Origin of the sequence: Pseudoalteromonas atlantica (genome assembly GCA_007988745.1) — a bacterium.
In the GTDB taxonomy this organism is placed as follows: domain Bacteria; phylum Pseudomonadota; class Gammaproteobacteria; order Enterobacterales; family Alteromonadaceae; genus Pseudoalteromonas; species Pseudoalteromonas atlantica.
In genome coordinates this window covers 46,947-58,376 of record BJUT01000005.1, presented here as the reverse complement: position 1 = coordinate 58,376, position 11,430 = coordinate 46,947, and the positions used below count along the sequence as shown (strand labels likewise).

The following is an 11,430-nucleotide window of genomic DNA, read 5'->3' as shown; positions in this document are numbered from 1 at the left end:
ATTAGTCACCTTCAATAATCATTTTTTTTATTTTTATCGCTTTTTCAAAGTGATCTAACTTATGGGTGTGTATCCACCACGTAGCGGCTTGCAACAGCAGCTCAGGATTGTCGTTTTTATTTGCAAAAAAAGCGTAAAAAGAAAGGCCTACGTTTTCGCCTTTGGCTGCTATTTTTTTATCGCATACAGCTATAATTTTTGCTTTTAGTTCTTCCTGCATACATACCTTATTTAATTGTATTTTAATTATCTAAATATACCGTTTAAAAAACTAACTATTAGCTGTAAAAGACTTCTATCAACAAAACTATGATCCTCAAACTCTTTATTAGGCGTATTTACTTTTGTAGCTTTACATTCTTTATCTAGCGGCTCATTTTTATGTATATTGGTTTCATAAGCTATATCAGCTTGCTCCATACATTGTGCAGAGCCCGCATAAGGCTTTGCCACACAGCCAGTTAAAAATATACACAATGAAAATACAATTAAAAACGCTTTCATATTCAATCCTATTTTACGCACCCTTGTGCTTTAAATTATAGCTGTAAGTTTGCTTACTTAGTCGGCTATTAAAACAAGTAGATCAATAAAAACACACCAACTTCATCAAAAAAAGTGTCGCCTTTAGCATCCTTTTTTATTTAAGCGCTTACACATTCATTGTAAACCTCTGAGCTTGTTTTAGCGCCATTTAGCTCAGTCATTTCTGCCTCTTGTATGCATACACGTCGTTCAGAATGCACGGCTGTACTACATGCACTTAATAACGCGCACAGTAATAATGCTGTAGTGGGGCTTTTTAAGTTCATCCTTAAACTATCCTAATATCTAAAGTTTTATAAAAATATAGGTAAGGCAAGTATGTACAACTTGTACCTAAATAATGCGCTACTTTACCATCTCAATAAAATACCCAACCAGTAAAAATATGTAAGCTTATGTAGCGTCAAAAGCAATCACCTCTTTTAATCTGAAAAAATTGCAGCTGTTTATGTGTAAAAGTTACAGAGCAACTCCATCCAAACCAGCCAAAAGTACATTAAAGTCAATTATATCAACATATTAAGATTTGGCACTGCGCTTGCTTTTAAAAGTTTATAAAGCAATTACAGCAAGGAAAGAGTTATGAATATTTTTGAAGCGCTACGTCACGACCACGATAAACAACGCGAGTTAGTAGATGCCCTTATTCAAACGCACGGCGATACGCAGCAGCGCCACAAGCTAATGGGCGAGCTAAAAACCGAATTAGAAGATCACGCAAAATTTGAAGAGCGTTATTTTTATAACCCACTTATGTTTGACGATCTAACGCACGAAAAAGCACGCCACAGCGTTGCTGAGCACCATGAAATTGACGAATTAATTGAACAACTTGAAGACACCGAAATGAGCTCATCGGCATGGTTAGTTGCTGCTAAAAAATTGCACCATTTAGTGCATCATCATTTAAGTGAAGAAGAACATGAAGTATTTCAATTAGCGGGTAAAGCCCTAACCGAAGGACAAAAAGAAAGCCTAGCTAAACAGTATAACGATGCCATGCATTAGTTATTAATTAAACCGACTTCCATACACTCCCTTGTGTACTTATTGGTTATAAGCCGTATGGCTTATAACCATTTTTTTTGCTGCGCTACTTAATGGTAAATTTAACGTCTTGCTCGCGTAACACATACAGTGCAAAACACGCTGCCCACATTGGCCACGCTGTAAAAAACAATAAGTTATTAAAGCCATCAATATACTGATTATAAGATGAAAGCGTAGAAAGGCCGTGCATTACAAATATAACGCCATAAGTAAGGCGCTTTTTAATACCCGCTAAAAAAGCCAACACTAAAATAAGCTGTAACGCCCCCAGTACATAAGCAACCACATCTGTAGAGCCGCCAATACCATAAAAATGCTCAAAAATTCGTGCGCTATGCCCAGGGTTAACAAACTTATCAAACGTCCACATAATCATTACAATAAACACGCCTAGGCGTAGCGAAAAAAGCGACCACTGCAAACGATTTTGAAAGTCAGTACCTGTTGTACCAGTCATAAAATTTCCTTAAAACTAAATAATTTAATGTTGAAACTAGCAAGACCGCTCAACACATATTTTATTTCATCTTAATGTATAATTTTTTAATAAATTCGGTGCCCTGCTTTTGGTTTGTTTGCGTATAAAACCGCTATTTATAAATTAAGACCTATTATGGCAATAACTAACTACAGTATTTGTAAAACAAAAACATAGTGGCTAAAACTGAATAACGCTTTTGAGCAATGTGCTAAACTTTTAACGTTTCATTCTAAAAAACAAAAAGAATTAATATTTACTGAAAGTTATTCACAAAGCTGCAGGTCTTTATTGCCACATTCACACTAACCAAAATGAGAACCCTTTTGAAACATTCATATTTGGCACTTTTTATAGCCGCTTCACTCACACCTAATTTTTATGCTCATGCGGCACAATCTACAGCTAATACCGACTCAATTGAACGTATTGAAGTAGCAGGCCAAACGATTAAATCTCAAGGGCTTTCTGTAAAAGATGCCACTATTAACGGCCCCTTCGGCGACAACCTTGCACTGCAAGACATAGCACGCTCAGTAACGCCTATTTCAAGCGAGTTGATAGAGCAACTAAATATTACTACCCTACAAGACGTACTAGCCGTAAGCCCAAACACATACTCTGCAAGTGGCTTTGGTGCACCCAGCTTACCTACTATTCGTGGCCAACTGGGTGAGCTTTTTCAAGATGGTACACGCCGCCAAGCAGGTAATAATGGCTTTGGCGTGCCGTTATCGTTCAACTCTATAGAACAAATAGACGTAGTAAAAGGCGCACCGCCGGTTTTATTTGGTTCAAGCCAACGTAACGGTGGTTTTGTAAATTTACACTCAAAGACTGCTTCTACAGATGAAAGTAAAGGTAAAGTTAAGATCTCAGCGGGGCGATGGGATCAATACAGTGCCCAAGTAGATTACACTGCCCCCATTATAAAAGATAAAGTGGGCCTTAGAGTAAGTTACGAGCACCTTGATGAAGGCAGCTACTACGATTACTCAGGCACTAAAAGCGACAGTTTATTTGCTGCGCTTAGAATTTTGCCGGATGATAAAAGCAGTTGGGATATTAACTTTGAGCTATACCAAGTTGAATTTACCGACAACGCAGGTATTAACCGCCCTACCCAAGCCTTAATTGATGATGGCCTTTATATTACTGGCCAAGGCGTGCAAGCCAATGGCAGTACCGTACCAGCAGCGGGTTCAATTGTTTCGCCTACTGGGCAAGTAAAAATAGATCGTAGCACCGTACTTACCGACCCTGATAACCAAAACGAAGCAACCACTTATTTAATTCACAGCATTTATAAGCGCGAGCTAAGTGCTAATGCCTCACTTAAAAACATTACATACTTTCAGCATTTACAGCGTGAAGAAATAGCCCAAAACAGTTTTGTAGAAATTATAGACGGCGCCGATACAGCACAAAACCGTACTGAGCTTACTTACCGTTGGAATAGCGACCAACAAACAATTTTTGCTTTTGACGTACGCTACAACAAAGTACTTGGCTACAGCCAATTTACTACCGAGGCCGATTTACCTATTGATTTAACTGGCCCACTTTCAAACCGCCGCATTCCCTTAACCGATGCACAAAAAGCACGTTTAGTAGAGCTAAGACCAGGTGTATTTGTATCGCCTGGTGGTCAATACGATTTAGATAACGATGGCAGCGGTGACTTTAACTTATCAGACACCACCGACTCACGCTCATGGCAAACCGGGCTTGCTATTCAGCAAGACTCTGATTGGGGCGATAAACTTCATACCAGTGTGGGTTACCGCGTTGACTTTTACGATGTAGAAGCAAACGACCCTATTGCACCACAAGGTCAAGTTGCCGCAAGCGACAGCATTAACGAAACCCTTCATTCAGGCCAAGTTAGCTTTAATTACAAATTAAATAGTGATTACACCACCTATGGTGCAGCAAGTTATAACGAAGCCACATCAAACAGTATGGCTGGCGGCACATCGCTTGGCGGCGATAACACAATTAGCGCACAAAATTTTGCTACCGAAAACACCTTAGTTGAGTTTGGCTTAAAGTACGCCCCAACCGACAGAGACTGGTACGCTGATGGCGCGGTATTTAGCCAGCGCCGTAGTTTACGTAATCGCGACGGCAGCAATACAGGTATTCGTACTACAGGTTTTGAAAGCCAAGTATTTTACGATGCCTACCCTTATTGGCTAAGTGCGGGTTACAGCTACATAGACGCTCGTTACGACAATTCTGCAAGCAGTCAAGATTCTGCTCAAGTAATCGATGCATTTGACAATTCACGCCCAGACATTATTGCCGGTACCGGCGTTGGCGCACCAAGTTTTACCGCGTTTGCACCTTCAAACCGCCAAGTTCAGGGCATTCCTGAGCAGTCGTTCAGTTTTAACGGAAATTATTCAATTAATTCGAAATGGCAAATGGGTTTTTCAGGTCTATATACAAAGAGTTACCCATTAGACTTTTTAGCAACAGTTAAAATTCGTGATCAATACACGCTAAACGTTAATACTAGCTACGCTTTTACGCCTAGGACTAAGTTGCGATTAGATGTAAACAATGTCACTAATCAAAAAAACTGGCGCCCTGTATTTGAAGGGGGTTACTTTGGTGCAACATTGGCATTTCCAGAACTGCCAATAAACGCAAAATTAACACTAACCCATAATTTTTAAGAGCGGTTGAGAGAACATGATTAAAAAACTATTTTTGGTATTGATTGCAGCAGCGGCTATAGGCTTGTTCTTTCACTTTAATTTACACCAGTTACTTACGCTTGAAGGCTTAAAAGGCTCGATGGACCAATTTAGCCAATATAAAGAGCAATCGCCATTATTGGTTTTTGGTGGCTTCTTTTTATTATACGTAGTGGTAACGGCTCTCTCTTTACCGGGTGCGGCAATATTAACACTGGCTGCAGGTGCATTATTTGGCTTAGTTGAGGGCTTATTGGTTGCCTCTTTTGCCTCTACGGTAGGTGCTACACTTGCCTTTTTAGTATCACGTTACTTACTGCGCGATACAATTAAACAACGTTTTCCTGAGCGCTTAGACGCTATTGACGCAGGCGTTGAAAAAGAAGGTGGCTTTTACTTATTTACGCTTAGATTAGTACCCGTATTTCCGTTCTTTTTAATTAACTTATTGATGGGTGTTACCGCCATTAAAGCATGGACCTTTTACTGGGTAAGCCAAATAGGCATGCTGGCGGGTACATTTGTATTTGTAAACGCCGGTACGCAACTTGCGCAAATTGAAAGCTTATCAGGCATTTTATCGCTCGATCTTATTTTATCATTCGCTTTATTGGGTGTGTTCCCTTTTATTGCTAAAGGAATCTTAAACGTGTTTAAAAAACGTCGCGTATACAAAAACTACACTAAACCTAAAAAGTTTGACCGTAACATGATTGTTATTGGCGCAGGTGCTGGCGGCTTAGTAACAAGCTACATTGCAGCAGCAGTTAAAGCCAAAGTAACCCTAATTGAAGCCGGCGAAATGGGTGGCGACTGTTTAAACTACGGGTGTGTGCCAAGTAAAGCCGTTATTAAAAGCGCTAAAATTGCCGAGCAAATTCGCCACGGTGAACACTACGGCTTAGAAAACATGGCACCGCAGTTTTCGTTTAAAAAAGTAATGGCACGTGTACACCAAGTAATTGCCGACATCGCCCCGCACGATAGCGTTGAGCGCTACACAAACCTTGGTGTAGATGTTGTAAAAGGCTACGGTAAATTATTAGACCCGTGGACTGTAGAAATTAAACTTAACGATGGCGGCACACAAACATTAACCGCCCGTACTATTGTTATTGCCACTGGCGCACGCCCATTTGTACCGCCACTTCCTGGTATTGAAGAAACAGGCTATGTAACAAGCGATACATTATGGACTAAATTTGCTGAGCTTGATGAAGCCCCTAAAAAACTTGTTGTACTTGGCGGCGGCCCAATTGGGTGTGAACTTGCACAAAGTTTTGCACGCTTAGGCTCAAATGTTACGCAAATTGAAATGGCTGAACGCATTATGATCAAAGAAGACTTAGAGGTGTCTACCTTTGCTCACGAAGCGCTTATTGAGAGCGGCGTAAACATTTTAACATCGCATCAGGCACTGCGCTGTGAAGCGCGCGACGGTAAAAAGTTCATTGTGGTAAAACATAATGATACCGAAATCGATATTGAATACGATGAGCTACTATGTGCTGTGGGCCGAAGCGCTCGCCTTAAAGGTTACGGCCTTGAAGAACTTGGCATAGAAACTAACCGCACTGTAGTCACTAACGAATACCTTGAAACGCTTTACCCTAACATTTTTGCCGCTGGCGATATTGTAGGTCCGTATCAGTTTACGCACGTAGCCGCTCATCAGGGCTGGTACGCTGCAGTAAATGGCTTATTTGGTAATCTTAAAAAGTTTAAAGTAGATTACCGTGTTATTCCGTGGACTACGTTTATTGACCCAGAAGTAGCACGTGTTGGCTTAAACGAGCAAGACGCTATTGATAAAGGCATTGACTATGAAATCACTCGCTTTGAATTTGAAGAGCTAGACCGCGCCATTACCGACAGCGCCACCAAAGGCTTTATTAAAGTAATTACACCAAAAGGCAAAGACAAAATACTCGGTGTTACTGTGGTATCTGAGCACGCTGGCGATTTAATTGCTGAGTTTGTACTGGCAATGAAACACGGGTTAGGCCTTAACAAAATACTGGGCACTATTCACAGCTACCCTACTTGGGCTGAAGGTAACAAGTACGCGGCGGGAGAGTGGAAACGCGCTCACGCACCTGAAAAAGTACTTAACATGCTTGAAAAATACCACGCATGGCGCAGAGGCTAATATGTTTAAAACACCTTTAAAAGCGCTATTGTTAGGGTCTGCTTTGCTTGCAACATCGTTTGCAACGTCATTTTCGGCCCAAGCTCAAAATATGCACGAGGGCTGGAACGCATTATTAAACAACCATGTTGTAGCTATTAATCATGGCTACAGCACAGAGGTTGATTACGCAGCAATAAAAGCTAAGCACAGCGAGCTTAAAAGCTATTTAGATTCGCTATCGGCTGTTACGCAAAACGAGTTTGATACATGGGAAAAACCAAAGCAGCTGGCGTTTTTAATCAACGCATATAACGCCTTTACTGTTGAGCTAATATTAACAAAATACCCAAACCTTAAATCAATTAAAGATTTAGGCAGCTTTTTTAGCTCACCATGGAGCAAAGAGTTTGTGCCATTACTTGGTAAAACGCGCAGCCTTGATGATATAGAGCATGGTTTAATACGTGGCAGTGGTAAATACAACGATCCACGTATTCACTTTGCTGTAAATTGCGCGAGTATTGGTTGCCCTGCACTTCGTGAAGAAGCGTATACTGCTGATACATTAGAAGCACAATTACAAGCGCAAACAGTCCGCTTTTTATCAGACATGACTCGTAATATAGTGCAAGGTAACACGCTAAGTGTATCTTCAATATTTAAGTGGTACGGTGATGACTTTGAACAAGGTTTTAAAGGCGCCAACACGCTGCAGCAGTTTTTTTTGCAATACCCTAAAGCACTAAAACTGGTACCCGCTCAGCAAAAAGCGCTTAAAAATAACAACATGAAAGTTAAGTTTTTAGACTACAACTGGGATTTAAATGCTCGCCAATAAATGTTGGCAAACATTATCGCGATACAGCTTTTGCTGTGTCGCGTTTTGCATTTGCCTTGTTATTAGCTTTAAAAGCCTAGCAAGTACACAACTACAAAGCCGTTGGCAACAAATAGAAAGCTTAGGTAGAGACCAAAGCGTATATTTTTATGCGTGGGGCGGCGATGCGCAAATAAATGCATATATTCAATGGGCTGCGCAGCAAGTAAAAGCCAAATACAACATTAACTTAGTACATGTAAAACTCAGTGATACCAGCGAAGCCGTTAGCCGCGTACTTGCCGAAAAATCAGCAAACAATAACGATAAAGGCAGCGTAGATTTAATTTGGATAAACGGTGCTAACTTTGCCACCATGAGCGAGCACTCATTATTACTTAAACAATGGGCTAATAAGCTGCCTAATTTTAGCTACACCGACCCTAGTAATAACCCTGCTGTTAATTTTGATTTTGGAATTCCCACCAACGGGATGGAAGCTCCTTGGGGCCAAGCATCGCTCACCTTTTACTACGACAGTTTAGCAATTGACGGCACTGTAAATAACACACTACCAACAACCCTAAACCAATTACTTAGCTGGAGCGCACAAAATCCAGGGCGCTTTAGCTACCCAAAGCCGCCTGACTTTTTAGGCATGAGTTTTTTAAAATACGCGCTTGTTATGCTACATCAACAAAGTGATGACACACTTAAAGCACAGTTAAATCAACCAGCTACTGCACAAAACACAGCCCAAGTATTAAACCCATTATGGGACTTTTTAAATAAACTGCACCCAACACTTTGGCGCGGCGGTAAACACTTTATGCAAAGTGGCGCACAAATGCGCCGTTTAGTAGGCGACACAGAGCTAAGCATAGCGTTTACGTTTTCAGCACCCGAAGTACCCGCCGCCGTTAAACGCTATGATTTACCAAAAAGCATTCGCAGTTATGCCATGCAAGATGGCAGTTTAAGTAACACCCACTTTGTAGCCATACCTTATAATGCAAGCCATGCACAAAGTGCGCAGTTAGTGGCTAATTTTTTATTAAGTCCAGAGGCGCAAGCTCAAAAACAAAAAGCGTCTATATGGGGCGATAAAAGCGTACTTATTCAATCAACGCTAGCTCCACAGCAACAAGCTTTATTTAAAACAACGCAACCGCATCCAAGTGCCCTGCCTTTAAATAGTATTAAACGCACGCTAAGTGAGCCACACCCAAGCTGGGTAAATGCTATTTTGCAAGGTTGGCAAACACGTTTTGGAGTAAGCCAATGAGTGTTGTTTCAAATAAGTTAGCAGCAAGCCCAACGCTTAAACCACATAAAAGCGCCGATATGTTTAGTAAATTAGTTACATTAAGCCCACGCTTTTTACTGGCATTGCTTATTTTACCTGTAATAGGCGGCTTAATTAGTGTGCTATTGCCCGCTTTTGGTTATGCGCCGGTACTTGAGCACACAACACTTGGCCTACATGGCTTTACTATGCTCATGCAAACACCCGGCCTAACACACATGGTTATGCTAAGTGTTGGCAGCGGATTAATAAGTACCTTACTAGCCTTTACCATTACATTAATGATTTTAGCGGCATTTTTTAATAGCCCGTGGCTTAACCGTATTCAGCGTTTATTGAGCCCGATACTGGTAATTCCCCACGCGGCAGCGGCTATTGCGGTTGGTTTTTTAATTGCTCCTTCGGGAATGATCTCGCGTTTAGTATCGCCTTGGTTTAGTGGATGGGAACTTGCGCCTAACGGCATGTTTCCGCATGACGCGTTTGGAATTAGTATAATTTTAGGCTTAACGCTTAAAGAGCTGCCTTTTTTACTGTTAATGGCGCTAGGTGTGCTTGCCCAACCTGAGCTTGGCAAAAAGCTGCGCCAGCAACATAAAGTAGCGCTTAACTTGGGCTACTGCCCTATGACGGCTTTTTTTAAAGTAATATTACCAAGCCTTTACCCATTATTGCGTCTACCTATTCTCGCAGTATTGGCTTATGCCAGTGCAAGTGTAGAAATGCCACTTATTTTGGGGCCAAATACACCACCCACCTTGGCTGTCGCTATAATGCACTGGTTTAACGATATAGATTTAAACCTGCGTATTAAAGCCTCTGCGGGGGCACTATTACAGCTTGTCCTTACTGGCGGTTTACTAGCTCTTTGGCTTGGCGGCGAAAAAGCGATAAAAGCATTATTTAGTGATTTACTCACCAATGGCGAGCGAGAATATGGCGGTGTTTATTGGCAAAAAATAACAACCGTATTAACAGTATTTGTAATTGGCTTTATTTTGCTTTCATTAATTGGCTTAATTATGTGGTCGGTTGCCGGATTTTGGCGTTTTCCGGCGGCACTGCCCGAGCAGCTCACGCTACTTCACTTTAAAAGTGCGCTAATGCAAATGCAAAACCCGCTTTTTAATACCCTTGCTATAGGGTTAGTTACTACGTTATTTGCCATTATTATTACGCTTTTGTGCTTAGAGTCAGAGCAATTAAGTGCCAAACCCATGTCGCGCTTTACCAGCTTAATTATTTATTTACCGCTGCTTGTACCAAGTATTGCGTTTTTATTTGGCCTAGTGTGGCTGCAACAACTAGTAAATAACCAGGCCGCGTTTTTTAATGTGGTATTTACCCATTTATTGTTTGTACTCCCGTATGTGTTTTTATCGCTTGCGAGCAGTTATAGGCGCTTAGACCCTCGCTTTGCTCATGTAGCAGCAAGCCTTGGCGCAACGCCCTGCAAAGTATTTTTACAAGTGAAATTACCCCAGTTATTTGCTCCTATTTTAATTGCGGCGGCACTTGGTTTAGCCATTAGCTTTGGCCAATATTTACCTACACTTTTAGCCGGTGGCGGGCGCATAGCAACCATAACAACCGAAGCGGTTACCCTTGCTAATGGCGCAAGTAGGCGCACCAGTGCGGTGTATGCCATTATGCAAATGGCATTGCCACTCATTGGCTTTATACTGGCGTGGGTGTTACCTAAGTACTTTTTTAAAAGCGCCCATCGCTAACCCATAAATTAAAAGGTTTTTAATGCAGTCATCTTTAGAGATTAAAAATTGTGAGCTTTATCGTCAAAACCAACAATTACTTAGCTTAAACGAGCAGGTAAAAGGCGGCGAAATACTCACTGTTATGGGGCCATCAGGCAGTGGTAAATCAAGTTTATTAAATTGGCTTACCGGCACATTACCCAGTGGTTTTAGCGCAAATGGCGAAGTGTGGCTTAACGGCGAAAATATTGATAACTTACCCGCATATTTACGCCACATAGGCGTGCTTTATCAAGATGCGTTATTATTTTCGCATTTATCGGTAAGCGGTAACATTGCCTTTGCTATGCCTAAAGGCAATAAAAAACAGCGCCTTGAAAAAATAGAGCACGCCCTTGAACAAATTGGATTAAAAGGCATGGCTAATCGCCACCCCGACAACCTCTCTGGTGGGCAACAAGCCCGCGTTGCTTTACTGCGTATGCTATTAAGCGAGCCAAAAGCCATTTTACTTGATGAGCCCTTTAGCAAGCTCGACACCCAATTAAGAGTAGATACGCGCGAGCTGGTATTTAGCCAAATACGCGAGCATAAATTGCCCGCTATTATGGTAACTCACGATCATAGCGATGCAGAGGCTGCAAACGGCAAACTGATCACCTTAAATTTAGCCAAGTAAACGCACAAA

11 protein-coding genes are annotated in these 11,430 nt (G+C 41.4%); 7 read left to right on the top strand and 4 right to left on the bottom strand.

Features of this window, described 5'->3' with window-relative positions; translation table 11 throughout:
• Position 1 precedes the first annotated feature (1 nt).
• From PAT01_RS04280 to PAT01_RS20060, 3 genes are all read right to left on the bottom strand, one after another.
• Positions 2–220, bottom strand: a complete 219-nt coding sequence (locus PAT01_RS04280; protein ID WP_138576746.1) for a DUF6500 family protein — start codon at positions 218–220, stop codon at positions 2–4.
• Between the two features lie 26 nt (positions 221–246).
• Entirely contained in the window at positions 247–504 is a 258-nt protein-coding gene (locus PAT01_RS04275; protein ID WP_138576744.1) for a hypothetical protein, read from the bottom strand.
• A 140-nt stretch (positions 505–644) separates the two neighbouring features.
• Complete coding sequence (locus tag PAT01_RS20060; RefSeq protein ID WP_186807269.1) at positions 645–812, bottom strand: hypothetical protein; 168 nt, start codon at positions 810–812, stop codon at positions 645–647.
• Positions 813–1,128: 316 nt separating this feature from the next.
• Between PAT01_RS20060 and PAT01_RS04270 the strand changes: the two genes are divergently transcribed.
• Positions 1,129–1,554, top strand: coding sequence for a hemerythrin domain-containing protein (locus PAT01_RS04270; RefSeq protein WP_138576740.1), 426 nt, complete (start codon positions 1,129–1,131; stop codon positions 1,552–1,554).
• An 85-nt stretch (positions 1,555–1,639) separates the two neighbouring features.
• On the opposite strand, the gene PAT01_RS04265 is transcribed toward PAT01_RS04270, so the two are convergent.
• Complete coding sequence (locus PAT01_RS04265) at positions 1,640–2,053, bottom strand: hypothetical protein (protein ID WP_138576738.1); 414 nt, start codon at positions 2,051–2,053, stop codon at positions 1,640–1,642.
• A 347-nt stretch (positions 2,054–2,400) separates the two neighbouring features.
• Here PAT01_RS04265 and PAT01_RS04260 point away from each other — a divergent pair, with 347 nt between their 5' ends.
• The 6 genes from PAT01_RS04260 to PAT01_RS04235 are packed head-to-tail and all read left to right on the top strand — an operon-like array spanning position 2,401 to position 11,421.
• Positions 2,401–4,755 carry a TonB-dependent receptor gene (locus PAT01_RS04260; RefSeq protein WP_154944893.1) on the top strand — a complete coding sequence of 785 codons (2,355 nt, stop codon included), beginning with the start codon at positions 2,401–2,403 and terminating at the stop codon, positions 4,753–4,755.
• 16 nt (positions 4,756–4,771) lie between these two features.
• Positions 4,772–6,925 carry an FAD-dependent oxidoreductase gene (locus tag PAT01_RS04255; protein WP_154944891.1) on the top strand — a complete coding sequence of 718 codons (2,154 nt, stop codon included), beginning with the start codon at positions 4,772–4,774 and terminating at the stop codon, positions 6,923–6,925.
• 1 nt (position 6,926) lies between these two features.
• On the top strand, positions 6,927–7,745 hold the full coding sequence (locus PAT01_RS04250; RefSeq protein WP_154944889.1) for a DUF547 domain-containing protein: 819 nt from the start codon (positions 6,927–6,929) through the stop codon (positions 7,743–7,745).
• Positions 7,732–9,009 carry an ABC transporter substrate-binding protein gene (locus PAT01_RS04245; protein ID WP_154944887.1) on the top strand — a complete coding sequence of 426 codons (1,278 nt, stop codon included), beginning with the start codon at positions 7,732–7,734 and terminating at the stop codon, positions 9,007–9,009. Before PAT01_RS04250 ends, PAT01_RS04245 begins: the two co-directional genes overlap by 14 nt.
• Positions 9,006–10,760 (top strand): ABC transporter permease, encoded by a 1,755-nt coding sequence (locus PAT01_RS04240; RefSeq protein ID WP_154944885.1) that lies wholly within the window; start codon positions 9,006–9,008, stop codon positions 10,758–10,760. The genes PAT01_RS04245 and PAT01_RS04240 overlap by 4 nt, the downstream gene beginning before the upstream one ends.
• 22 nt (positions 10,761–10,782) lie before the next feature.
• Entirely contained in the window at positions 10,783–11,421 is a 639-nt protein-coding gene (locus PAT01_RS04235) for an ATP-binding cassette domain-containing protein (RefSeq protein WP_154944883.1), read from the top strand.
• Positions 11,422–11,430: the final 9 nt, after the last annotated feature.

Coding starts and splice junctions, on each gene's coding strand:
- PAT01_RS04240 (WP_154944885.1), top strand. CDS start 9,006: ATGAGTGTTGTTTCAAATAAGTTAGCAGCAAGCCCAACGCTTAAACCA.
- PAT01_RS04250 (WP_154944889.1), top strand. CDS start 6,927: ATGTTTAAAACACCTTTAAAAGCGCTATTGTTAGGGTCTGCTTTGCTT.
- PAT01_RS04265 (WP_138576738.1), bottom strand. CDS start 2,053: ATGACTGGTACAACAGGTACTGACTTTCAAAATCGTTTGCAGTGGTCG.
- PAT01_RS20060 (WP_186807269.1), bottom strand. CDS start 812: ATGAACTTAAAAAGCCCCACTACAGCATTATTACTGTGCGCGTTATTA.
- PAT01_RS04280 (WP_138576746.1), bottom strand. CDS start 220: ATGCAGGAAGAACTAAAAGCAAAAATTATAGCTGTATGCGATAAAAAA.
- PAT01_RS04235 (WP_154944883.1), top strand. CDS start 10,783: ATGCAGTCATCTTTAGAGATTAAAAATTGTGAGCTTTATCGTCAAAAC.
- PAT01_RS04270 (WP_138576740.1), top strand. CDS start 1,129: ATGAATATTTTTGAAGCGCTACGTCACGACCACGATAAACAACGCGAG.
- PAT01_RS04245 (WP_154944887.1), top strand. CDS start 7,732: ATGCTCGCCAATAAATGTTGGCAAACATTATCGCGATACAGCTTTTGC.
- PAT01_RS04255 (WP_154944891.1), top strand. CDS start 4,772: ATGATTAAAAAACTATTTTTGGTATTGATTGCAGCAGCGGCTATAGGC.
- PAT01_RS04275 (WP_138576744.1), bottom strand. CDS start 504: ATGAAAGCGTTTTTAATTGTATTTTCATTGTGTATATTTTTAACTGGC.